Below are 22,327 nucleotides of genomic sequence, written 5' to 3'. Positions count from 1 at the left end.
GCCGCCGCGGGCTCTGTCCAGGGAGCCTCCGTACGCACTTCATGCGGCTGAGGCTCCGCTTGAAGTGGCAGGTCCAAGCGTCCGTGGACCGGCCAACCGCCCGGCCCACGCCCGTACCTCGGCCAGGTGTTCCACCTGCAGCCCGACGTGCGGGTCGGGCTGCACGAGGAGAGTCTCCGGGCCGCGCTCGGTGCGTTTCGCAGCCCATTCGTGATCGAGTCCGGTGAAGTCGTCGTCGATCCAGGCAGCGGGTGCTTCGCCAAGCCAAGCGTCGACGTGGTCGCGCTTCCACAGGTAGCCGTTGGGATGGCTGGTGGTGATCTGTGGGCGCGGGAGATCGATGTGAGGGAAGGGTGGGAGTCCGAGGAGGGGGCCTATCAGGGTGGCGGCGTCCTGGCGCCAGCTCGTGCACCAGACGGGGGTGAGCAGGCCGGTGCGAAGCACGTCCATGAGCAGTGGGCCGTGGGCCGCGTTGAGCCAGACCGCCACCGGGGCGTCCGGGTCCCGATGGGAGGGGACGACTTCGTGGTGGACGTGGCTGGCTGGTCCGGTCCCTTCGTCGTCAGGGAACGGTATGAGAACGCCGTCGATGTCGAGGAGCAGGTAGGGCACGCGCATCGGTTCCTCCGTGGGAGAGCCGGGGCTGGTGTCAGAGCTTGCGTGCGGTGATCAGCAGAGTGGTGGGCCAGCGGTTGTGGCGGGCGTCGTGGAACTCCTGGGCCGAGGCGAGCCACAGGCCCGCGCGGTTGAGGTGCTTCTCCCAGCGGTCTGCGTCGAAGTCCCAGCGGATGAGGGGCAGACGGCTGCGATCAGGCAGGACCACGGAGTCGCGACGGGGCCGGTCGTCGGCGGGAAGACGTCTGCCGGCGCGCAAGGGGTGAGGCACTGAGAAGGCGAGCAGGCAGCCTGGTTTGAGGTGGTGCGCGATGGCAGGGAGCAGGAGTTCGGGAGCGACGAGTCCGACGGCGCCGAAAACGGAGTAGATCGCGTCGAAGGGCTCGTCGGACGCCTGGAGGTAGTGCAAGGCATGACCTGCGACGAAGGTGAGGTTGGCGAGGCGTCCGTAGTGGGAGCGGGCCCGGCGGACCTGGAGGCCGACCAGGTCGACGCCGATGACGCGGGCGCCGTGGCGGACGGCCAGACAGGCGGCGTTGTGTCCGGGGCCGCAGCCGAGTTCCAGCACCCGCTTGCGGCGCAGGTCCGGCCCGAGTGGTTTCGGCGCCGGGCCCGCTACCTGGCCGTGTAGTCCACTCCACGCGGGCCGGTACGGGCAGCGGCTCGGCCGGACCAGCCGCGGTGCGCTGGAGGGCGTGGGCGTACCACGGGGTGGTCTGGGCGAGCATCTACACCTCCAGGAGCTGGAGGACGTCGGTTAGGTGGCGGCGTACGACCTTGATGTACGCCGGGTCCGTGGCCGGGTCGTTGATCCAGCGGATGGACTGTTCCATGAACCACTCCACGGCCCAGATCCGGTGCCAGCCCAGCGCCCACTTCTCGGCCGCGAGCCCGCCCCGCTCGGCGAGGGCGTCGGGGGTACCGCCTTCCATCACGTACGACTCCAGAAGGGCGCGCAGGCGTACGGGGTCGGGGGCGTCGAGGGTGCCGTGCCAGCTCGCGAGGTCGAGCAGGCCGGGACCGGTGAAGGCGCGGGCGAAGTCCAGCAGGCGCCAGCCGCGCTGGCCGATGTGGAGGCTGGTGGGGTGGAACTCGGAGTGCACCCAGCCGAAGGGCGCCACGGTCGCTCCGGCCGAACGGGTCTCGGCGCCCTGGGCGATCCGTTCAAGAGAATCCTGGATGTCGTCCGCGTCCTGCCAGCGTTCTTCCTTGCGGAGCTGACCGAGGTGGTCGAGCGCCCGGCCCGGCAGGGCACGGAGCCCGTGCTCGTCGAGGACAGGCAGGGAGGCCGCGCTGCGGGTGCGGTGCAGGACCACGGCTGCGGCGGCACCGTCGAGGTCGTCTGCTTCGCGGATGGGAGAGCCGAGGTCTTCCAGCAGCATCCCCAGCCAGCCGTCCTGTACGGCTGAGGCGAGGACCTGTGGGACGGGGATGCCGAGATTGTGGGCCAGCCGCAGCGCCTGGTCTTCGCAGTCGAACGGTTTCCTGGCGTACTTGAAGATCGCCGTGGTCCTGTCCGGGAAGGTCAGGCGTTCGACGCCGGACATGGACCACACCCGGACCTCCTCACGGGCCGGGGCGGGCCGGCCCGTGATGGTGAGCAGGCTCTCCAGGAGTTCGGCGTTGAGTTTCGTGTCCCTCAGAAGGCTCCAGTGCGGTGGGAGGCGTCCGGGGCGGGCGGGGGCGGCAACCCGCCCCGGGCACCTGGTCGGGGTTATGTGGGATCGCTCACGCGGTGGGCGTAGACCTGCTTGATCCATCCGGCCTTGAAGGCCGCGAGGTCGTCGCGGAAGGCGGCCATCGAGGCACCGTAGGGCGCCACGACGCCGCCGGACTGGTCCGGCACGGACTGGCAGCCGTGCACGAGCCGTCCGCCGAGAGCGGCGTGGGCTTTGACGGACTCGATGCGGCGGTGCTCGTTGAACCAGCCGCCGTGGTAGACCTCGTCCAGCATTCCGCCCGTCTCGTCGTCCAGGTCGAAGACGACGGAGGTGGCGGCCGGGAAGAACCAGCAGGGGCCGACGTTGGAGATGCGCCCGTCCAGCTCGACCTTGTTCAGCGCCATCAGCGTCGCCGCCTCGCGCAGCATCCGCAGATGGTCGGAGGTGAGCTGCGGGAGGCCGAGGCTGGCGAGGTGCTCGTCGCGGAAGAGGTACGCGTACACCTCGTAGGCGGTGCGCAGCACCCGGGCCGCGTCAGACGTGGACTCGGCGTGGGTCTTGATGAAGTCGAGGGCGAGCTGCTCGACAGCACTCTCGGCGGTCTCCTCCACGTCCAGGAGGCGGGCCTTGACCAGCTCCCAGTCGGCGACGAGCCACGTGCTGGACTCGAAGCGGAAGAAGTAGTCGGCAGGATCGATGGTGATGCGCCGGCCGTCGATCTGGATGCCGGGCAGTCGGCTCCAGCGCTCGTCTAACGCCTCGGGCAGTTCGACCGTGATGGCCGTGGTGTCGATGGTGGTCACCGTGTCTCCGTCTCTGTCCGGGCATACGAATGCCCGAACCCGGTGTCGTTGCGGGATTCTTCGGAAGCCGCCCGGATTGGCGGGGGAGCCTGGAGCGTGTTGAGCAATTTCGGGCGGCTGTACTTCAGTGAACCTGTCGTCACGCACAGTGGGTACGGTGAGAGGCAGTTGAAGCCGTATACGCGGTTTACAGCCCCCGGAACGGAGGCGAACGTGGCAGCCAAGAGGGAACCCAACTGGCGCCTGCGCGAGACCATCGACGCGATCGGCTGCACGTATGAGGCGCTGGCGAAGGACGTACGCCGCGTCGCCGCCGAGAACGGCGAGATCCTTCAGACGAACAAGTCGGCCATCTCCCACTGGGTGGGCGGCGTCCGTCAGCCCACCGGCCGGGCCGACGGCTACCTGGCCGAGGCGCTCTCCCGCCGTGCCGGGCGTGTCATCACCCAGGCCGAGATCGGCCTACGCTCGCCAGCTAGCGATCGGGCAGATGAGCACGATCCAGTTCTGACGGTCACGGACCTGGGCCGCGCCGATGTCGAGCGCCGCCGCTTCCTCGCCCTGGCCGCCTTCACGACCGCTGGCGTCGCCATGCCACTCGTCTACGACCACGAAGCCACAACGCGCATGCTGCGCGCCCGCACGGGCATGGCCATGATCGGCCTGGAAGAGGTCGAGGTCGTACGCCAGATCACCGCCACCTTCAGCGCTGCCGATGAACGCCTCGGCGGCGGCCACGGCCTGACCACCGTCACCGCCTACCTCGCAGACACTGCAGCGCCCATGCTCCGGGGGCGATTCCCCTCCGAGCCACTGCGCCGAGCAGCCTTCGCCGCCGTAGCCGAACTCGCCTACCTCGCTGGATGGAAACACCACGACCTCGGTCAGGAGGGCGCCGCGCAGCGCTACTACCAGGTCGGCCATCAGCTCGCCTGCGAAGCCGACCCTCACGGACACGCCGCCTGGATGATGCGTGCCCTCGCCCACCAGGCGCTCAGCCTCAAGCAGCCGCACCACTGCGTAGACCTGGCCGAAGCGGCCCTGTCCCGGGGAATCGGCCACATCGACGGCCAGACCGAAGCCCTGCTCCACATCACCCACGCCCGCGCCTACGCCGCCATCGGTGAGAAACCCGCCGCCGCCCGAGCCCTCCTGGCCGCCGAAGACGCCCTGCTCCGCGACGACGAGCCCCAGCCCAGCTATTCCCGCGTCAGCGGACCAGCACCCGGCACCGTCGCCAGCCACACCGCCCGCACTCTCACCGACTTGGCCGATCACGTAGGCACCGAGCAACAGCACAGGGACGCGCTGACCCGCTGGGACCCGGAGAAGTACAAGCGCGTCCACGCCCTCACCTACGCCGATCTCGGCGACAGCCTCGCCGCCCAGGCCCGCGCCGACGAGGCCATCGCCGTCTGGTCCCAGGCCCTGACGCTCATAGAGGGCATGACCTCTGACCGCACCCGAAAGGCGATCACTTCGATGAGGTCGCCCCTTGCCATCTACCAGCGGCGCAAAGTGCCCGGTGCCGCTGAACTCGACCGCCGTGCACGCGAGGCGCTGGCATAGCATCGCCACCAACCTGGCCGACGAAGGGACGCGACGTGGCTCAGCCGAACACCGAGGACCAGCCCAAAGCCCTCAAGCCCGCCCTCGAATCCATGACCCTGCTGGTCGCCGCCGTCATCGTCCACGACAGGGACACCAACCGCGTCGTCCTCCTCCAGCGCAGCGAGAACGCCAAGTTCGCCCAGGGCATGTGGGACCTCCCCGTCGGCAAGAGCGATCCCGGTGAGCCGATCACGGAAACGGCGGTCCGAGAGCTGTACGAGGAAACGGGGCTGGTTGTGAAGCCCGAGTCCTTGAAGGTAGCCCACATCATCCACGGCGCCTGGGGCGTCGAAGCCCCCAACGGCTTCCTCACCGTCGTCTTCGCCGCCCACGAGTGGACCGGCAAACCCGAAAACCGCGAACCGCGGAAGCACGCGCAAGTGTGCTGGGTCGATGCCGACGTCATCCCTCACGAATTCGTGGAAACCACCGCCAGCGCGCTCCATGGCTACCTCACCAAGGGGTCTCAGGTGTCGTTGGAGGGTTGGCAGTAGACACCTCAACCACGCCAGTGGGCCAGTTCCCGTCCTCGTCCGGCGAGACGGAATTGCTGCCGTGCCGCTCAGCAGGCTTGGCCCGCCGGACTAAGTTCCTCTTCGGGCTCCGCGTACGTGCTCGCTGCGAGAAGCCACAGGTCGGCCTCTCTGCGTCAAGCGCCGCTCCCAGGCAAGGGAGCCGTTGTGTATCGGTCCCGCCGGTCGGTCCGACGACGCAGGTCGATGGTCCGCAATGCGGTGGGGAGATCTGCTCGGTAGGGAATCAGGCCGAATCGCCGATGCTTGATGGTGGCTGCCACCGTCACCTGGGCCTGCACGGGAGCACCGGCGGTGGCCTTGACGATCAGCGTGAAGGTCTCGTCGCCGATCAGGGGGTGACGGTCGGTCGCCTGGATGCGCCATTCCGGGTCGCTGTCCCTTTCGCCCATTCCGATGACGAGAAGGTCCTCACGGCCTTGTCCGGGTGTGAGTTCGAGGGTGGATTCGACGATCGCGAGCTTGGCGCTGAGTCCGATGGAGGTTGCCCGCTCCACCGGGTGGGAGCGTTTCTTGGGAGAGATCGACCAAGCGATCGGCTGTCGGTCCGCAGGCTCATCAGGGGACTCCAGGAGAACGCCGACGGCAGCGTCGGCGAAAGGGGCACCGTTCGCCGGTGGGCGGAAGGCGCACGTGAGGCTGAGGAGGAAATAGTCGCTATGCGACGCCTCTGCGGTCAGGAATCCGAGCCATTCCGCCTCGCCTGCGGCTGCCTCCTCCGCAGTCAGTGAGTGAACGATGGCGGTGCTGAGCGATACCCGCCCTTCGATGCGGTGCTGCGGAGCGGGTGACTGCAGCCGAGGCACCTCCACCAGGTCGATCTCGTGGAGCGGGGTCAGGGGCAGTTCCAGATGGGTCACGAGGCAGCTCCGTGGTTCGAATCCGAATGGCGCCAGTCGCCGATGAAGCAGAACGAGCCCCAGTCCCGGAACGCCGTGTGGCGGCCGCGGACGGCCGACTGCGCGGCGCGGAAGGCGGCCCGTCGGTCCGGTGCCTGCGCGAGACGCTCGTAGAGCGTTCCGAAGAAGTCCGTGGCCACGTCCGGGTGGACCGGCCATAGGCAGCCGATGACTGCCGAGGCGCCAGCGGACAGGAACGCGGCGGGCAGGCCGCGCAAATTGTCATTGACGTCGAACCGGCCCAGGGCGGATTCGCAGGAACTCATCGTCACGAGTTCGACGCCCCTCAGGTCAGCCCGGAGAATGTCGTGGGCGAAGAGACGACCGTCGTTGTCCGCATCCGGCGACAGGAACAGGCACTGGTACCACGACGCCCACTCGTTGTGTGCCCCGTGCGCTGCCACGTGGACATAACGCGCGTCGGCGAGTTCGCCGAGCAGTCGCCGTGGAGTCGCTGCGGGCCCCAGAACCGCGTGACCGCCCATCGCCACTGCGACCTGGCCGGCGTGTGTTTCCAGGGCGTTCTGAGCGAGGAGACCGTGCTGGGTGCCCCCGGCCGCGGATGCCAGGGCGACGAGCCCACGCCCAGGCGGACAGTGAGGGCTGGGCGCCGGCGTACGGAGGAAGCCCAGGCTCGGTACCTGCGTGACGGTCCAGTCCTCGGCGAGGGGACGACCGTCGACCTCCAGCAGGTGGTACGGGAGGTAGTGCAATGGGCCGTTGGGCCAGATGCACAGATGCCGCTTCCCCTGGGTCCGCCAGCCGTCCAGCGAAGCGGTGAAGCCCGCCAGATGAGGGACACTGTCCTCCCTGAGCTGCTTTTGTGCCGCACGGCTGACAGTCCGGTGCAGCGGATCCGCAACGATGGCCTGTCGTAGGGCGGCGACGTGAAATGCCACCGGGTGGGCGGAGAGAGAGTGTTCCGCGCGCGTGAAGCGAATGAGTCCGGCTTCGAAGTTCGTCAGGAGCACGGTGTGGTGCTCCGTGTCGTCGCGGGTCACCGCCATGCCGGACAGAGAGGTCACCGGCGTCTCGGTTCCGTCCCGACGCGCGTGGCCGAGATACAGCGAGAGCAGCACCGTGTCCTCGGTCAGAAGTGCCTGCAACTCGTCGGGGAACATCATCGGTATGCGGTTCGTGCGGCCGGCAGCAAGGAGTTCCTGAGTGATCCGCCGGTCAGCGGCACGCTGCATGTTGCGGTGCTCCGTTTCGGCGTCGATGCCGAGTTCGGACTCGCCGGTGCCGACGTAGAAGAGCATGCCCTCTTCGGGGCTCGGTAGTTCGGGCTCGCTCAGCGGTCCGGAGAGCCGGGCGTCGTCCCCCCGGATGCGGTCCAGCAGTTGCAGGAGCCCTGCGGAGGGTGCGAACGGGTCGGGCCGTTCGGTGATAGCCGTGAAGTCGATTCCTTTGGCAGCTTGGTGAATTGCCATCATCAGACCGTGGGGGACAGTGGGTCCGCTCAGTTCGAGGACCAGCTGTTGGTACAGATCGCGGAGCTTCCATCCGATGACTTCGTCGACGCCGCCCCGTAGCCATACGGCGGCAGGGATCAGTGCCGCCATGGCCACGCCGACACTGCTCTCGTCGGTTGCACGCACACTTCGCACTGCGGCATCGAGGCTGTTCAGCGCCATATCGACCTGGCCGCACATGGCGTAGGAGGCGAGTGCGTCGGCGAAGTGACGTGCGGCGAGGGCCTCCTGTCCTGTCCCCGACATGCGCAGCCCCATGTCGTACGAGAGTGTGCCGTCGAGGTAGTCCAGTGCAGGACCGCACCGGCGGCACAGCTCCGGGGACAGCTCCCGCGCCTCCCGCGTCAGAGCACGGCCGAGGTGCTCCTCCTCGTTTCCACGGGCGTGCGCGGCGAGGTGGATGAGGGTCGCCGCACGTTCCTCGGCGGACCAGCCCTCTTCGTCCGCACGGGAGCGTATCCGACCTGCGGCTTCCTCCACTCGGACCAGCCCTGCGAAGCATCCCAGGTGATCGTCTGCGAGACAGTGCACCTCACTGGCCCAGCGGCGACGACGGTGGGAATCTGCAGGTAGTTCCGGGAGTTCGTGGTCTGCGGCCTCGATCAGCTGGAGTTCAAGGTCGGGCCGGCGGACTTCCTCTGCAAGCGTGAGCGCCTGAGCGAAGACACTTGCGGCATCCTGCATCCCTTGCCGGTCCCGGACGGCGGCCAGCGGCAGAGGCAGGACGTCCTGAAGGTCACCGGGCAGCGAGACCTCACGCAGCAAGCACAGGACTCTCAGTAGGTACAGGTGGGTGAGGGGATCCCGGACCGGGTCCAGCAGGTCGAACGCCTCACGGGCAACCGCCCGGATCTCCTCGTCGTACGACTCCTGCTTGTGACCGGCGACCATGGACAGGGCTTCGGCCAACGCCTTGAGAACACGCCCTCGCTCGTGCCCGCGCGATAGGTCGGCGGCCTCGCGCAGATACCGGACCGCCTCCTCGGCGGCGACCAGTGGAGGGGGCATCTCCGCGGTTTCCGGTGCGACGGAATCGTCGGGATGGATGGAGCGGTGCCGAGCTCGGCGTTCGCGCCACAGATCATGGGCTGACTCGAATGTCAGTCCCGACATGTTCCCCACATACGGGCTGACCCGGAGCAGCCCTGCGGCGAACAGCGTCTCGGCGAGTTCGGCGGTGCCCTCGGCGCGGCCGCTGTCGCGCAGAACAGCGATCTGTTCGTCCGCCACGGCACAGACGCGGCGGAAGAGCAGCCCGTCGGCCACCTCGATCAGCGCGAACCGTCCTGCTTCGACGTAGGCATCGGCCGCCCACCACCAGGGTGTTCCCCATCCGGTGGCCCAACGGGAGCGCGCGGCCTCCAGAGCGAGGGTCAGCACCGGCACCGCACCGCCCGGCGTGCCGGCCTCAACGAGACGTAAGGCAGCGAGCACCACGGAGCCCACAGCGGCCTCCGAGAGCTCAAGGGACTGATCCTTCACGCGGCGTATGGCCTCGCTCTCGGTCAGCACCCGTGCCGAGAGCTGCCCGCCAAGACCGGCCAATGTTTCGGCCTGGCGCCGGATCTCAGGGTCTTCCGGACGGGCCGCTGTGCCAGCCTCGGCCACAGCAGCTTCGCTGAACTGCGGAACCCCCCTGGCGCGGGAAGTCCGCTCAAGAAGAAGCCTCATGACCCTGCTCAGGTTGGCCAGATGCCCCTCGCGATAGTCGCCGTTCGTCAGGTCGACCGCCCGGCGCAGCCACCCGACCGCTTCGCGCAGCACGGGCACCACGCCGTCCTCGTCACCGGCTTTCGCTTCCACTGCTTCCGCCCGACGGCCAAGAGCCGATCCGAGTCCGGCCGCTGCACGCGCATACGCAGAGGTGTCTCCGGCAGCGTCTGCGAGAGCATCCCTGTAGACACTCTCCGCTCGGCTGAGATCCTCGATGTTCCCTGCGACCTCGAAGCGTCGTACGAGGACGGCGGCGAAGGACGTTCGGCGGTTTGCGCGCCGCAGGGCGGACGGCTCCGGGAGAGCGGCCACACTGCCCATCAACTCCACCGCGGCATCGGCGTCAGCGCTCCGTTCCACCGCAGGACGGTCGGGAAAAGCCGCGCGGTGTTGGAGCGCAAGGCCGTGGACGGTGTCCCGGTATGAGTTATCACCGCTGTCGGCGACGGTCTGGATCAGGCTGATGGCCTGGTCGAGGGCAGCAATGTCTCCCTTCTCCTCACCGTCAATGACCAGATCTGCCGCATGTTCCAGCGGGTTGCTCCGCGGGTCGTATCCGGTCTCATCGGCGAGCCGGGGCCACAACTCACGCGGCACTCGTCGGTGATCAACCAGGTAAAGCAGGCCGAATACGCCGATCGCCGTCTCAAGGTCCCGGGCGGCGAGGGCTCCGCCCTTGTGCGCCAGGGAACGGGCCCAATAAAACGCCGCAATGGTGTGCAGGACATCGGGGTCGGCCTCTTCGGGGCGCCCGCCCACCGACGCGAAGAGTTCCGCCGCGACAGCCAAGGCGTCGTCATCGAGCACGCACTGCGGATCTCCGCCGTCGCCGAACTCGCGTACGCGAGCGACCAGCTCGCCAAGGTGCGCATCCTCCACGAATCCCCCCACCCGTTGGAGTACTCATCGTAGTGAAGGCGACACGAGCGGCCCGGACAAACTGTCGATCTACACGAGGGCAGCTCACAGGCTCCCTCTGAGGCCCGACCCGCGACTCAACGGCGATGTCATGGATCCCATCCGGCCGCAGCGTCCACGTGCCAAGGCCGGGTTGGCCCCCACACAGCAACGATTGCATAGGCAGCTGGGGTCCTGTCTGCAGGTGCCGTGAGAAACGGATTCAGCACACATGAGGGCGGGAAACCCCGCGAACACCTGAGAACTACGGAGAGATGTTTTCCCAGGCCAGACACACTGCGGACGGCGTCTGCGCAGGTCACAACCCCGTCCCGGGAACTCTCCTAAAGCGGGTGTCGCAGGTTCGAATCCTGCCGGGGGCACCAGCGAAAAGGCCCCGGACCGATCATGGTCCGGGGCCTTTGGCGTCCGGGAGCCCAGCCCACCCCGGTAAGGGCGGTGACGCGGGTGGCAGGTCGGTTCGGGGTGCGGCTCGGCCGGCGGTCGGCCGGGGTGAGTGGTGGGGGCTGTGGCTCGGTCGCGCCTTTCGTTGCCCGTCCGGCGGGGCGTGATCGTCCTCGCCGAGGGGCCTGGTGAAGTGCGGGCGGGATCTCCGTCGGGTCGTTGCTCACTCTGCGTGGGCGCCGAGCGTGACGTCCAGGTCCCAGAGGTCGGGCGTGCGGCTGCGGGCCTTGAGGGTGCTCCCGGCCGCAGGAGACAAGTGGTGCCTTCTGACCAGCGCGATGTCACAACTGGCGTCCCACAGCGCACTACTGACGGCCTGAAGGAACAGGGCCCCTCCGTTCACAGTGGCGGGTTGGGGAGAGGACGAGGAGGCAACAGTGGACCCGGTGTGGATCGGGGTGGGGGCGACCCTGCTGGCGGCCGTGGTGGACGGAGCGGTGCGAGTGGCTCGTCAGCGTCGTGTGGGGCGCGAGGGCGACAAGTCCCCCGAGCGGACGGCCGAACACTTCCGTGTGGTGGCCGCCGAGGCTTCGCTGGAAAGTGCGGGGCACCGTCTGCGCTTCGCCGTCTCCCTCCGCACGAGCGGGGGTGAGGACGGTGGACGAGGCGCTGAGTGACGAAGTCAGCCTGACGTATCTGGCGGAGCAGGACGTCGCGGTCCCGGGGCGGGAGCTGGCGGAGGAACTGCACGACAAGGAGTACGCCGGACTCGTGCGCTTCCTCCTCCTGCAGGGAGCTACCTGGGCCGAGGCGCAGGACGCCGCTCAGGAGGCCTTCACCAGCATGTGCCGGCCGGGCACGCGCATCACCCGTGCTCGGGCGTGGCTGCGGACGGTCGCTTGGCGGTCCTGGATCAAGCAGCAGGTGCGCTGGGAGGACTCGTGCGCGGACATGCACGAGGCCCATCTCAGCTTGAAGTGGGACACCCCTGCCCACGCCGCGGAGCTCTGCGAGGAGGCGCGGCACGTCGTGCGGTTGCTCTCCGGTCTCCCGCCCAAGCAGCGTGCCGCGATGGCCTGGCACATGGACGGATTCACCACGGAAGAAAGCGCCCGCGCCATGGGCACGTCGTCGGCTGCGGTCCGGCAGAACCTGGCCCGGGCCCGAGCAGCTCTGAAGGCCGGCCTGGGCCTGGGAGATGTCTCCCCGGCCGAGAACACAAGGGAGGGGGAGGTCTCGTGATGGACGGCAACGAGACGGAGCGGCGGACCGAGTTCAGCGGCCTCGTGAAGGGGGGTGCGGAGACGTCGTTGGAGGAGATCCTCTCGTCCACGTACCAGGACTTGGGCACGGCCGTCAGCGACCGGCTCGCAGCCCAGGGAGGGCCGCCGGAACTCTGTGACCCCGACCTCGCCCTCGACCGACTTCTCGCGTCCGTCCATCGGCAGACGCGTGTCGCGATCGACAACCGGCTGTCCGCCGGGCACGCGGAACGCAGGAACAGCCTCGACGCCCTTGCGAAGCGGAAGCTCCCCTACCAGGAGTTGCGGGACCGGCCGGCGGACCTACGGCTCAAGCACCGCCAAAAGGCACTCACGCTCGTGGAACTCTTCCGTGCCCCGAACCGGACGCACACGCTGCGACGCGCCCTGTCGTATCTGGAGGAATTGCACGGTCTGTTGGAATTCTCGGGGGAGCGGGAGTCCGCGGGGGAGCGGGGGTTCGCGGCAGATCTGATGGGCAAAGCCGTCCACTGGCTCGACGCGATTCCGCGGCCGTACGTCAGCCCGGCGACGGCTCGGCCGGGTGACGGCTACGAGGACGCCGTCGAGGCCCACTTGGACGCTCCCGCGCGGCGGCTCGCCCACCGGCTCCAGGGCATCCGGCGCCTCCTGCACGAAGTGGTCGCGTCCTACCTGCCCGAGCGCGGTGGTCGGACGGCGGAGTCGTTGGGCGGCGCGACCGAAGCCGTCCAAGATCTCTGCAACGACGTGGAGCGGGCTCTTGAGGAGGCCGTCGCTCTTGAGGCCGCGATCGAGTCGGTGGTGAGCGCGAGCAACGACTTTTGCGGTGCCGATTTGAATTCTGCGGCCTTGGAAGGGGTCTCCCTGGCAGGAATCATCTGGAATCTCGACACCGTCTGGCCTGCTGGGTGGGAAGAACGCATCCTACGCACTTCTCTGCCGAGGAACGAGGCCGAGACGGAACTTGTCGTCGCTGCCGAGCCCAGCGCGCAGTCGATGCACGCCGACGTATGAACCGCGACCCGAACCGACTCCCTTTCGTGCCTCCGTATGACGGCTCGTGCCTCCGTATGACGGCTCACTTCGGCCCACCTCGGCCACGCCAGGGCGCGGTGCAGGTTGCGGTGCAGATTGCGGGTCAGGCGATGTGGAAGACGGACTCCAGCCCGTCGGTCTGCACGGTGATGCCCAGGCCGGGGCCGGTCGGTGCTGCGCCGCGGCCGTTCCGGGAGCGGGGCTGGTGGCCGGCGACGTGTCCGTCGGTCCAGTCGTTCATGAACGAGGCGTTCTGGAAGTTCTCCGCTTCGGTGCTCGCCGCCAGGTGGCTGACGGCCGCACTGACGATGTCACCGCCCCAGGTGTCCTCGATCGAGACCATCATGTCCAGGTCCTGCGTGAGGTCGCGCATGCGTGCCGCCCCGGTCAGCCCTCCCACGCGACTGATCTTGATGTTGACGGACACGGCTCCCGCGTCGTATTTGGCGCGGAAGACGTCGGTCGTGGTCAGAACGGTCTCGTCGAGCACCAGCGGAAGACTGGAGTGGCGCATCGCGAAGACGCAGTCCTCGGTCTTGCGGCAGGGCTGCTCGACGAACACCGGAAGTCCGGCCATGGACGCCACGGCGATCTGGGCTGCTCGCAGGTTCCAGCCACCGTTCGCGTCGGCCACCACCAGGGTGTCGGACGCGGCGGCGTCCACGACGGCGCGGGTGCGGGCCGCGTCCTCCAGCGGATCGTTGCCGACCTTGAGTTGGAAGCGTGCGATACCGGCCTCTTCCCGGCGTACCACGAAGTCGGCCATCGCCTCCGGTGACGTCAGCGGGACCGCCTCGTAGAGCGGGAAGTCCTCCTGCAGCACACCGCCGAGCAGTGTGGCGATCGGCTGCCCGCAGGCCTTGCCGAGCAGGTCCCAGCATGCGACATCGATGGCGGCCTTGGCGTAGGTGCCGCCGAGGAGGACGCCGTCCAGGGTGCGGCGGACCGCGGACACGTTCGTCGGGTCCTTCCCGAGGAGCGCGGGGGCCAGCGTGTGCAGGGCCGCGCGCACCTCGGCCCAGTGGGTGGGCAGGTACCGGTTGCCGAGCGGCGTGATCTCGCCCCAGCCCTCAAGGCCCTCGTCGGTACGCAGGCGGACCAGCGTGCCGATCTCCGACGTCGCCGCCCGGCCGCCCGACATGACGTACTCGCCATGGGCGTACCGCAGGTTGTAGCCGAAGCAGTCGATCCCGACCACCCTCATGCCGTCACCCCGATCTCCGCGTGGTTCCTTCTCGACAGTCGTTGCGTGATGCGTTCTGGACAGTCGCAGCGTGATTCGTTCTCCGCGGTCACTGCGTGATTCGTCTCGACAGTCGTAGCGTGGTGCTTTCGGCCTCTGGTCGTCCCCGGCACCGCTACGTTGCCGACTTCGCGGTCACCGGGGCCGGGGGCGGGGAGCCGGCCGATTTCGTGCCCGCCCGGCCGCCCGGGGCCGGGGCCGGCTACGCGGGCTCCGGACCCGGGCGCGGCTCACTCGGCGCTCGGCTCGACACCGTTGCCGTCGGCGGTGCTCTCCCTCTCCTTGCGCCACGCGACGTAGCCCAGCCACACGACGGCCAGCACGGTTCCGCCGAAGAGAATCAGCGTCCAGATCACGGTTTCCGCGTCCACGGGTCAGACCGCCTCTCCCTGGTGCGTGGGCGACGCCTGCTCGTCGCCGTCGGTGGTGGTGAGTGAGCTGCGGCTCGTCTTCCGCGCGAACAGATTGTTGAGCAGCAGCATCACGACGAAGAGGACCGTCCACTGGAGCACCATGGTGCCGATGCTGAAGGTCTGGAACGGGTCGTACCACGTCTGCGAGGAATCGGTGATGGACAGGTACATGAACCAGCCGAAGACGACGGCGAACATCAGTGGGAACAGTCCGATCAGCACCTTCCACCACGCACCGACCTTGAAGTCGCTCGTGAGGTCCAGTGCGCGGCGCGCACGCTCCAGGCCGAAGCGCATCATGGCGATGGCCGCGAACAGGCCGCTGATCAGCAGGCCGACGCCCCAGACGTTGTCCTGGTTGGTCAGCACATCCAGGTCGAGTGCGGACGGGACACCACCGACGAGCGTGAGGAGGACGATCGCGACGACGGCCTTCTTCCGCTTCACTCCGAGGTCGATCACGTTGCGCACGGCGAGTTCCATCATGGCGATCAGGCTGGAGAGACCGGCGAGGACGAGAACGAGGAAGAACAGCGGGCCGAAGAACCAGGTGCCGCCGGGTATCTGGCCGAACAGAGCGGCCAGATAGACGAACATCAGCCCCTGGTCACCGGCTGCGACCGCCTCCTCGGCGTACTGCGGCGACTGCACCGCGAAGACCGTGCAGATGACAGCGATACCGGCGAGCATCGAGGCGAGGTGGTTACCGGCGACCACGATCCCCGAGTTGAGCGCGAAGTCCTCCTTCTTGCGCATGTACACCGAGTAGGTCAGATAGAGGCCCCAGCCGGCCCCGGTGGAAAAGGCCATCTGCACGAACGCGCCGAGCCACATCTCGCCGTCGAGCATCTTGCTCCAGTCGGGCACGAACAGATAGCGCAGTCCCTCGTCGGACCCCGTGAGGGTCATTGCGCGGATCGCGAGCAGCACCAGGACGACGAACAGCATCGGCACGGTGATGTTGAGGACCTTCTCCAGGCCGCCCTTCAGTCCGCGCAGTACGACGAAGCCGACGAGGAGCGCGGCGACCACGTGGAACAGGAGCGTCTGCGCCGGGTTCCCGACGAAGTCGTCCCACAGTTGCTGCGTCTGCTTTCTGCCCACACCCGAGGAGAACTTGCCGCTGACCGCGTAGACGAAGTAGCGGATCGCCCAGCCGCAGATCACTGTGTAGTAGAAGAGAATGCCGACCGTGACCACGGCCATGAATCCGCCCATCCAGGCGAATTTGCGGCCCATGAAGGCACGGAAGGCGCCGATCGTGCCGAGTCGGCTGCGGGATCCGAGCAGTGACTCCGCCATCAGCAGCGGAATGGCCCAGACGAGGTTGGCGAGTACGACGGCGATGATGAAGACGCCGCCTCCGCCCGCTCCGACATCTCGCGGGAATCGCCAGATGTTGCCGGTACCCACCGCCATCCCGATGGCGGCGGCCACGAACGCGAAGCGGCTGGAGAATATCTCTCGCTTCGCGTCGGATGTCTGACGCGCCATGATCAGGTTCACTCCGTTCAGCCGGTTGGGGACTACCGCGCTTCGGCAGGTCAGCGCCGCCCCATGTGGGTCGCCCTCCCCCTGACGCCGGGTACAGCTCTCCTGGCGCGTGGCCGGTAATGTATTACACCTCACATGGAATTCCGCAAGGGTCGCGCGACGAACTTCTTTGTGAGCGGCAGCAGCCCGACCCCGCCCCGCGACCTGCCCCGGTCCGCCCCCGCGCACGTCAGATCCGCCGCAGCGACGACAGCTCCGACGGGCGTCGGCAGTGGCGATACGGCGGTGGCGAGACGACTCAGGCGGTGGTGGCGACGGTGGCGGCGCCGCTCAGGCGGTGGCGGCAGCGGGAGCGATACCGCTCAGCTCGTGGCCATGGCAGTGCCGCTCACACGGTGACCGCGGCGCTGCCGCCCTACGGCGCCGCCCGCACGGTGGAGCCCAGCCCCCTCGGTCGACCGGCAGGGGCAGTCAGGCGGCAGACAGCGGCCGTCGAAGACGCCAGGGAGACACCAGGGAGGCGTCAGGCGGTGCCTTCCGTCCGGCCGGCCCAGATACCGCGGCTGTGGGTCAAATGCTTACGCACCAGTTCCGCCGTCAGTTCGCCGTCATCCGCTTCGACGGCGTCGACGATGGCGATGTGCTCCTCGCCGGACTGGGTCAGCTCACCGTGGTCCGCCAGCTTCTGCAGGCCCTGCATACGGGCCTGATCGCGCAGTTGGCCGACCATCTCCACGAGGCGGCGGTTGCCCAGGAGTTCCAGCAGGCCGAGGTGGAACTGCCGGTCCAGGTCCAGGAAGGAGACCAGGTCTCCCTGGCGTGCGGCGTCGGTGAGCTGCTCGGCGAGTTGACGGAACCGGGTCAGGGGGGCCCGGTCCGTGAGCTGGGCGAGCTCGACCATGGCCGGGACCTCCAGCATGGTGCGCAGGCGGAAGATCTCTTCGAGATCGTGGTCGGTGAGCACCGGCACCCTGAAACCCCGGTTGCGGATGATCTCCACCATGCCGAGATTGGCGAGGTCCATGACCGCTTCACGGACCGGCGTGACGGAGACTCCCAGTTCCGAGGCCACATTGATGACGCTCTCCACCCGCCCGGGCTCGATCTGCCCCAGCACGATCCGGGTGCGCAGCGCCTCCCGAGCCTGTTGGCGGAGGCTGACCGACTTGAGCTGCGGACCGCGGGCGGCGGTCACCGGGGGGTGAGGAGTTGTCACGCCTTATGCATAACACGGAACTCCCGGACCGTACGAAGGGACCTGGGGCCTCCTTGCCCGGAGGGGTGAGGTGTAATACCTTACTCACCGAGGCGATCGAGGGCCGCTCAGCGGAAGAAGTGGGGTGCCATGAAGACCATCACCGTGGGTGAGCGCGAGATTCGCGACGCCGTGACGATGGGCGAGGCGATCGAAGCCGTACGGCGGGGCTTCATCGATCTCGTCGGCGGGGAGTTCGAGATGCCCACCCGCACCGCGCTGCGGGACGGGCGGTTTCTGGTGATGTCGGCTCACCACCGGTCCACGGCCTCCGCCATGTTCAAGACGCTGAGCGTCAACTTCGCACGCGAGCCCGCCATCGCCGGAACCGTGATCTGGAGTGAGACCGGCCGGCTGGACCAGCTGGTCGCCGACGCCGGAGCGGTGACCGCTCTGCGGACCGGCGCGGTGGTCGGCGTCGCGACCGATCTCCTCGCCCCGCCCGAGGCAGGCCGACTGACCCTGATCGGCGCCGGCGGCCAGGCGCCCGACCAGGTGCGCGCCGTCCACGCGGTCCGGCCACTGCGCCAGTTGACCGTGGTGGACGCCGATGCGCGTCGCGCCCGGGCCCTCGTCGGGACGCTGGAGAGCGAACTGCCGGGAGTGGAACTGCGCACGGCGTCCGACGCGGAGGCCGCCGTGCGGACGGCCGAGATCGTCTGCTGTGCGACCAACGCGACCAGTCCGCTCTTCCCGGCCTCGGCGCTGCCCGCCCACGTGCATGTCAACGCCATCGGCGCCTTCCGCCCCACCATGCGCGAACTGCCCGACGAACTGCTCGCCGACAGCACCGTCGTCGTCGACGAACTCGATGCGATCCTGGCGGAGTCGGGCGAGATCATCCACGCCCTCGAAGCCGGGGCCGTCACCAAGGACGCCCTCACCGAGCTCGGCACCGCGCTGACCGCCCCCGCTCCCTCTCCCGTCTCCCCTGCCGCACACGGCAACCGCACCGTGTTCAAGTCCGTCGGTGTCGCCGTACAGGACTGGGCCCTCGCACGCCTCCTGGCGGACAAACTCCTCCCCTGATCCGGCCGCCCATCCGCGCCATGAGCAAGGAGCGGCGCGGACAGGGCCGCGCGCGACACGAGAAGGACGGACACGAGAAGGACGACGGACAAGGATGACGGACAGTGCAGTGGTCGTCGGTGCGGGAGTGATCGGGCTGGCCACCGCTTATCGGCTGGCCCGGGACGGGCTGGCCGTCACGGTCGTGGACGCGGCTTCCGAGGGGGCAGCCGGTACGTCCGTCCACAACGCCGGATGGGTCGTCCCGATCATGTCGGCTCCGGTGCCCGCTCCCGGAATGCTCGGAAAGGCGGTGCGGTGGATGGTCCGCAGGGACAGCCCGCTGTACATCCGCCCCTCCCCGCGTCCCGAGCATGTGCGCTTCATGGTCCGCATGCTGCGCCACTGCAACCCCGAGGACTTCGCGCACGGCGCCGAGGCTCTCACCTCCCTCAACGAACGGACACTCGCCCTCTTCGACGAGTACGAGGAGGACGGCGTGCGCTTCGAGCACCACCGCACGGGCCAACTCCTGGTCTTCACCTCCCGGCGGACCATGGAGGAGTACCGGGCGGCGACGGCCCCCATGGAGCGGATCGGCCACACCGCCGTCCCGCTTTCCGGTGACGAACTCCGGGACCTCGAACCCGCGCTCGGCAAGCAGGTGCTGACCGGGCTCCGCTGTCCGCGGGAACGCCATGTGGACCCCGTGAGTCTCGTCAGAGGCCTGGAAGACCGTTGCCGGGGGCTCGGGGTCCGGTTCCTGCGCGACAGCCGGGTCACCGCTGTGCGGTCCAGGGGCCGGGCGGTGGACTCGGTGCTCGCCGGGGGCCAGGAGGTCGAAGGCGACCTCTTCGTCCTCGCTGCCGGGGCGCACACCGGCCCGCTGGCACGGCTGGCCGGACACCCCCTGCCCATCCGGCCCGGCAAGGGGTACGGGTTCGACGACACCAGCGGGGCCGTGACGCTGCGGCACTCGGTGTACCTCGGCGAGGCGAAGGTCGCCGTCACACCGCTGTCGGACCGGCTCCGCTTCGCCGGGACGATGGAGTTCGGCAGCTTCGACGGGGCCGTCGATCCGCACCGTCTGCGAGGCATCGCCCGCTCCGCCCGCACATATCTGCCCGGCTTTCCGTCGGCGGTACAGCCGCACGGCTGGACGGGGCTGCGTCCGATGACCCCGGACGGGCTGCCGGTCGTCGGGCCGCTACCGGGCAAGGACAACGTGCTCGTCGCCGCCGGACACAGCATGCTCGGGGTGACCCTGGCGCCGGTGACCGCGGACCTCGTCTCCGCGCACATCGCCGGAGGCCGACGGAGTGCCGGGACGGCCCACACGGCAGCCCCGTTCTCCCCGCGACGCTTCACATGACGACTCCTGACGTCTCATAGCGCCTCCTGCATCCCATGACGTCCCACGGCGAACATGCGACAGGGCCGCACTCCCGTGTCGGGGAGGCGGCCCGTGTGGTCGTCAGAGTCCGTGGCGTTCGCGGTTACTTGGGGTCGCGGTTGAATGTGGAGGCCGACCAGAGGTGGCCGAGGGCTGCGAGTCCGAGGCACCAGGCGATGGCGAGCCATGCGTTGTGGCCGATGTGGCTGCCCAGCAGGAGTCCGCGCAGGGTCTCGATGGCGGGGGTGAAGGGCTGGTATTCGGCGATCGGCTGGAACCAGCCGGGCATCCCGTCGACCGGGACGAAGGCGCTGGACAGCAGGGGCAGCAGGATCAGCGGCAGGGCGTTGTTGCTGGCGGCCTCGGCGTTCGGGCTGACCAGGCCCATGCCGACCGCGATCCAGGTGAGTGCCAGGGCGAACAGGACGAGCAGTCCGAAGGCGGCCAGCCACTCCAGGGCTGTGGCGTCGGTGGAGCGGAAGCCGATGGCCACGGCGACGGCACCGACGAGGACCACGCTGAGGACCGATTGCAGCACACTGCCGATGACGTGGCCGATGAGGACCGAGCCGCGGTGGATGGCCATGGTGCGGAAGCGGGCGATGATGCCCTCGCTCATGTCCGTGGAGACGGACACCGCGGTGCCGATCGTGGTGCTGCCGATGGTCATCAGCAGCAGGCCCGGGACGAGATAGGCGATGTAGTCGGAGCGGTCGGCGCCGCTGCCGATGCCCGCGCTCATCGCATCGCCGAAGATGTAGACGAACAGCAGCAACAGCATGATCGGCGTCAGCAGCAGGTTCAAGGTCAAGGACGGGTAGCGCCGTGCGTGCAGCAGGTTGCGGCGCAGCATGGTGTTCGAGTCGCGCAGGGCGAGGGACAGGCCGCTCATCTGACGGTCTCCTTGGACTGGGTGGGCAGGTTGGCCGGGCCGGTGAGGGCGAAGAAGACGTCGTCGAGGTCGGGGGTGTGCACGCTCACCTCGTCGGCCTCGACGTCGGCGGCTTCCAGCTGGTCGAGGATGGCGCGGAGTTCGCGGTGGCTGCCGTCGCCGGGGATCTGCAGGGTGAGGGCTTCGTCGTCGCGGGTGGTCTCGCGCAGTGCGGTGGCGGCGGTCCGGTAGGTGGACGGGTCGGTGAAGCGGAGGCGGATGTGGCCGCCGGGGATGAGCCGCTTGAGCTCCTCGGCGCTGCCTTCGGCGGCGATCTTGCCGTTGTCGAGTACGGCGATACGGTCGGCGAGCTGATCGGCTTCTTCCAGGTACTGGGTGGTCAGGAAGACGGTGACGCCGCCGGCGACCAACTCGCGGATGATCTGCCACATGGTGTGGCGGGAGCGGGGGTCCAGTCCGGTGGTGGGCTCGTCGAGGAAGATGATCCGCGGGTCGCCGACCAGGGTCATGGCGATGTCGAGACGCCGCTTCATCCCGCCGGAGTAGGTGGAGGCGGGCTTCTTCGCGGCCTCCACCAGGTCGAACCGCTCCAGCAGTTCGGCGGCCACCCGTCGGCCCTCCCGCTTGGACAGATGGTGCAGATCGGCCATCAGCAGCATGTTCTCCTCACCGGTGATCAGGCCGTCCACGGCTGAGAACTGCCCGGTGACACCGATGGCCGCCCGCACCGCCTGCGACTCGGTGGCCAGGTCGTGGCCGCCGACCCGGGCCTGCCCGTGGTCGGCGGCGATGAGGGTGGAGAGGATCTTCACGACGGTGGTCTTGCCGGCCCCGTTCGGCCCCAGCAGGGCGAAGACCGATCCCTGGGGGACGGTGAGGTCGATACCGTCGAGCACGATCTTCTCGCCGTAGGACTTGCGCAGACCGTTCGCCGCGATGGCCGGATGCGTCATGACGGTTACTCCGTTCTTCACAGGCTGCGGGCGCTGATGTCGCCGTGAGCGGTGGTCGCGTGGATGGTCAGACCGGCGGCGCCGTCGGTGTTCTTGAGCGTGTTGCGGATCCGGCCGAAGGAGGTGCCGGCGTCCAGCGAGGCGGACACTCCCCGGGCGGCACCGACCGAGATGCCGCCGTACTCGGTGCGCAGGGTGATCGTGCCGCGCTCGGCCTCGGCGATGTGGATGTCGCCCTTCTGTGTGCGGATCTCCCCGGCGCCGCCCAGGCGGCCGACCGTGACGTCACCGGCGAGGGTGGTGAGGCGGACGCCTTCGGCCTCGTCGAGCTTGATCTGCGCCCGCTGGCCCTCGAAGGCGACCTCACCGAGCCGTCCGACCCCGCGGAACTCGGCATCGGCCGCCTTTGCCTCGGCCCGGGACCCGGTGGGCAGCTGAATCGTCACCTCGATCGCTCCGGAAGGGCCCAGCAGCCGGTTGCCGCCCTTCGGGCCCTCGATCCGCACGACGCCGTCGTCGTGGGTGACCTCGGTCTGCTCCGCCGCCTTCACGTCCCGGCCCTTGGAGGCGTCGGCGGGCAGCACCTCGACCGTGGTGTCGGCCCGGTCGGCGGCGATGAGACGGATGCTTCCGGCGGGGATGTCCAGGACGGCAAGGACGGGGGCGGGGGTCTTGAACTGCATTGTGCTCTCCTTCGGCTCGATGTTTCCGATGAGGGAAACGCTACGTTGCGTTCATAGGCCTGGCAACGAGTCCGTTGCACAGAAGTCGCATCTACGCAGGTGAGA

The 22,327-nt window shown here is 68.6% G+C and carries 19 protein-coding genes and 1 pseudogene; 7 read left to right on the top strand and 13 right to left on the bottom strand.

Annotated features, from left to right (window positions below; translation table 11 throughout):
* Nucleotides 1–39 precede the first annotated feature (39 nt).
* The 4 genes and pseudogenes from KBY19_RS10090 to KBY19_RS10075 form a co-directional block, all read right to left on the bottom strand.
* The gene (locus KBY19_RS10090) at nucleotides 40–618 is read right to left on the bottom strand and encodes an HAD domain-containing protein (RefSeq protein WP_185017225.1); all 579 of its coding nucleotides are present in this window, start codon (nucleotides 616–618) and stop codon (nucleotides 40–42) included.
* 31 nt (nucleotides 619–649) lie between these two features.
* Nucleotides 650–1,343, bottom strand: a pseudogene (locus tag KBY19_RS10085) (class I SAM-dependent methyltransferase).
* The gene (locus KBY19_RS10080) at nucleotides 1,344–2,171 is read right to left on the bottom strand and encodes a phosphotransferase (RefSeq protein ID WP_307843483.1); all 828 of its coding nucleotides are present in this window, start codon (nucleotides 2,169–2,171) and stop codon (nucleotides 1,344–1,346) included.
* A 158-nt stretch (nucleotides 2,172–2,329) separates the two neighbouring features.
* Complete coding sequence (locus KBY19_RS10075) at nucleotides 2,330–3,079, bottom strand: hypothetical protein (protein ID WP_185017231.1); 750 nt, start codon at nucleotides 3,077–3,079, stop codon at nucleotides 2,330–2,332.
* A 213-nt stretch (nucleotides 3,080–3,292) separates the two neighbouring features.
* On the opposite strand from KBY19_RS10075, the gene KBY19_RS10070 reads away from it, so the two are divergent.
* Together KBY19_RS10070 and KBY19_RS10065 are read left to right on the top strand one after the other, a co-directional pair.
* Nucleotides 3,293–4,648 carry a tetratricopeptide repeat protein gene (locus KBY19_RS10070; RefSeq protein WP_185017232.1) on the top strand — a complete coding sequence of 452 codons (1,356 nt, stop codon included), beginning with the start codon at nucleotides 3,293–3,295 and terminating at the stop codon, nucleotides 4,646–4,648.
* Between the two features lie 35 nt (nucleotides 4,649–4,683).
* A complete protein-coding gene (locus KBY19_RS10065; protein ID WP_307843482.1) occupies nucleotides 4,684–5,184 on the top strand; it encodes an NUDIX domain-containing protein in 501 nt (166 codons plus the stop codon).
* A 155-nt stretch (nucleotides 5,185–5,339) separates the two neighbouring features.
* Here the strand turns inward: KBY19_RS10065 and KBY19_RS10060 are convergent, their stop codons facing one another.
* Both KBY19_RS10060 and KBY19_RS37480 read right to left on the bottom strand, forming a co-directional pair.
* The gene (locus tag KBY19_RS10060) at nucleotides 5,340–6,083 is read right to left on the bottom strand and encodes a hypothetical protein (RefSeq protein WP_185017234.1); all 744 of its coding nucleotides are present in this window, start codon (nucleotides 6,081–6,083) and stop codon (nucleotides 5,340–5,342) included.
* Nucleotides 6,080–10,186: a CHAT domain-containing protein gene (locus tag KBY19_RS37480; RefSeq protein WP_185017236.1), complete on the bottom strand. Its 4,107-nt coding sequence runs from the start codon at nucleotides 10,184–10,186 to the stop codon at nucleotides 6,080–6,082. Before KBY19_RS37480 ends, KBY19_RS10060 begins: the two co-directional genes overlap by 4 nt.
* A gap of 860 nt (nucleotides 10,187–11,046) precedes the next feature.
* Here KBY19_RS37480 and KBY19_RS10050 point away from each other — a divergent pair.
* The 3 genes from KBY19_RS10050 to KBY19_RS10040 are packed head-to-tail and all read left to right on the top strand — an operon-like array spanning nucleotide 11,047 to nucleotide 12,867.
* Complete coding sequence (locus KBY19_RS10050; RefSeq protein WP_099881930.1) at nucleotides 11,047–11,286, top strand: hypothetical protein; 240 nt, start codon at nucleotides 11,047–11,049, stop codon at nucleotides 11,284–11,286.
* Nucleotides 11,267–11,851 (top strand): RNA polymerase sigma factor, encoded by a 585-nt coding sequence (locus tag KBY19_RS10045; RefSeq protein WP_099881932.1) that lies wholly within the window; start codon nucleotides 11,267–11,269, stop codon nucleotides 11,849–11,851. The genes KBY19_RS10050 and KBY19_RS10045 overlap by 20 nt, the downstream gene beginning before the upstream one ends.
* A complete protein-coding gene (locus KBY19_RS10040; protein ID WP_210965613.1) occupies nucleotides 11,851–12,867 on the top strand; it encodes a hypothetical protein in 1,017 nt (338 codons plus the stop codon). The genes KBY19_RS10045 and KBY19_RS10040 overlap by 1 nt, the downstream gene beginning before the upstream one ends.
* Before the next feature lie 124 nt (nucleotides 12,868–12,991).
* Here KBY19_RS10040 and KBY19_RS10035 read toward each other — a convergent pair whose 3' ends face one another.
* From KBY19_RS10035 to KBY19_RS10020, 4 genes are all read right to left on the bottom strand, one after another.
* The gene (locus KBY19_RS10035) at nucleotides 12,992–14,092 is read right to left on the bottom strand and encodes a mandelate racemase/muconate lactonizing enzyme family protein (protein ID WP_210965612.1); all 1,101 of its coding nucleotides are present in this window, start codon (nucleotides 14,090–14,092) and stop codon (nucleotides 12,992–12,994) included.
* 269 nt (nucleotides 14,093–14,361) lie between these two features.
* Nucleotides 14,362–14,502, bottom strand: coding sequence for a hypothetical protein (locus KBY19_RS10030; RefSeq protein WP_180289667.1), 141 nt, complete (start codon nucleotides 14,500–14,502; stop codon nucleotides 14,362–14,364).
* A gap of 3 nt (nucleotides 14,503–14,505) precedes the next feature.
* A complete protein-coding gene (locus tag KBY19_RS10025; RefSeq protein WP_099881938.1) occupies nucleotides 14,506–16,038 on the bottom strand; it encodes a sodium-dependent transporter in 1,533 nt (510 codons plus the stop codon).
* Between the two features lie 523 nt (nucleotides 16,039–16,561).
* Nucleotides 16,562–17,254, bottom strand: a complete 693-nt coding sequence (locus tag KBY19_RS10020; RefSeq protein WP_099881941.1) for a GntR family transcriptional regulator — start codon at nucleotides 17,252–17,254, stop codon at nucleotides 16,562–16,564.
* A 129-nt stretch (nucleotides 17,255–17,383) separates the two neighbouring features.
* Between KBY19_RS10020 and KBY19_RS10015 the strand changes: the two genes are divergently transcribed.
* Both KBY19_RS10015 and KBY19_RS10010 read left to right on the top strand, forming a co-directional pair.
* Nucleotides 17,384–18,322 (top strand): ornithine cyclodeaminase family protein, encoded by a 939-nt coding sequence (locus KBY19_RS10015; protein WP_185017244.1) that lies wholly within the window; start codon nucleotides 17,384–17,386, stop codon nucleotides 18,320–18,322.
* A 94-nt stretch (nucleotides 18,323–18,416) separates the two neighbouring features.
* Nucleotides 18,417–19,673, top strand: coding sequence for an FAD-binding oxidoreductase (locus KBY19_RS10010; protein ID WP_185017246.1), 1,257 nt, complete (start codon nucleotides 18,417–18,419; stop codon nucleotides 19,671–19,673).
* 124 nt (nucleotides 19,674–19,797) lie between these two features.
* Here KBY19_RS10010 and KBY19_RS10005 read toward each other — a convergent pair whose 3' ends face one another.
* From KBY19_RS10005 to KBY19_RS09995, 3 genes are read right to left on the bottom strand one after another with little or no spacing between them, the layout of a single operon-like run.
* On the bottom strand, nucleotides 19,798–20,586 hold the full coding sequence (locus tag KBY19_RS10005) for an ABC transporter permease (RefSeq protein WP_099881947.1): 789 nt from the start codon (nucleotides 20,584–20,586) through the stop codon (nucleotides 19,798–19,800).
* Nucleotides 20,583–21,539 (bottom strand): ATP-binding cassette domain-containing protein, encoded by a 957-nt coding sequence (locus KBY19_RS10000; RefSeq protein ID WP_185017250.1) that lies wholly within the window; start codon nucleotides 21,537–21,539, stop codon nucleotides 20,583–20,585. Before KBY19_RS10000 ends, KBY19_RS10005 begins: the two co-directional genes overlap by 4 nt.
* A 17-nt stretch (nucleotides 21,540–21,556) precedes the next feature.
* Nucleotides 21,557–22,222 carry a DUF4097 family beta strand repeat-containing protein gene (locus KBY19_RS09995; RefSeq protein WP_099881951.1) on the bottom strand — a complete coding sequence of 222 codons (666 nt, stop codon included), beginning with the start codon at nucleotides 22,220–22,222 and terminating at the stop codon, nucleotides 21,557–21,559.
* Between the last annotated feature and the right edge of the window lie 105 nt (nucleotides 22,223–22,327).

Origin of the sequence: Streptomyces sp. B15 (genome assembly GCF_018070605.1) — a bacterium.
Classification (GTDB): domain Bacteria; phylum Actinomycetota; class Actinomycetes; order Streptomycetales; family Streptomycetaceae; genus Streptomyces; species Streptomyces smyrnaeus.
The sequence above is the reverse complement of the archived record's forward strand: the minus strand, read 5'-3'. Positions and strand labels throughout refer to the sequence as shown.

Bases quoted from the DNA above. Each gene is read 5' to 3' on its own strand.
- KBY19_RS10090 (WP_185017225.1), bottom strand. From the start codon at position 618: ATGCGCGTGCCCTACCTGCTCCTCGACATCGACGGCGTTCTCATACCG.
- KBY19_RS10040 (WP_210965613.1), top strand. From the start codon at position 11,851: ATGGACGGCAACGAGACGGAGCGGCGGACCGAGTTCAGCGGCCTCGTG.
- KBY19_RS10035 (WP_210965612.1), bottom strand. From the start codon at position 14,092: ATGAGGGTGGTCGGGATCGACTGCTTCGGCTACAACCTGCGGTACGCC.
- KBY19_RS10025 (WP_099881938.1), bottom strand. From the start codon at position 16,038: ATGGCGCGTCAGACATCCGACGCGAAGCGAGAGATATTCTCCAGCCGC.
- KBY19_RS10015 (WP_185017244.1), top strand. From the start codon at position 17,384: ATGAAGACCATCACCGTGGGTGAGCGCGAGATTCGCGACGCCGTGACG.
- KBY19_RS10010 (WP_185017246.1), top strand. From the start codon at position 18,417: ATGACGGACAGTGCAGTGGTCGTCGGTGCGGGAGTGATCGGGCTGGCC.
- KBY19_RS10005 (WP_099881947.1), bottom strand. From the start codon at position 20,586: ATGAGCGGCCTGTCCCTCGCCCTGCGCGACTCGAACACCATGCTGCGC.
- KBY19_RS10000 (WP_185017250.1), bottom strand. From the start codon at position 21,539: ATGACGCATCCGGCCATCGCGGCGAACGGTCTGCGCAAGTCCTACGGC.
- KBY19_RS09995 (WP_099881951.1), bottom strand. From the start codon at position 22,222: ATGCAGTTCAAGACCCCCGCCCCCGTCCTTGCCGTCCTGGACATCCCC.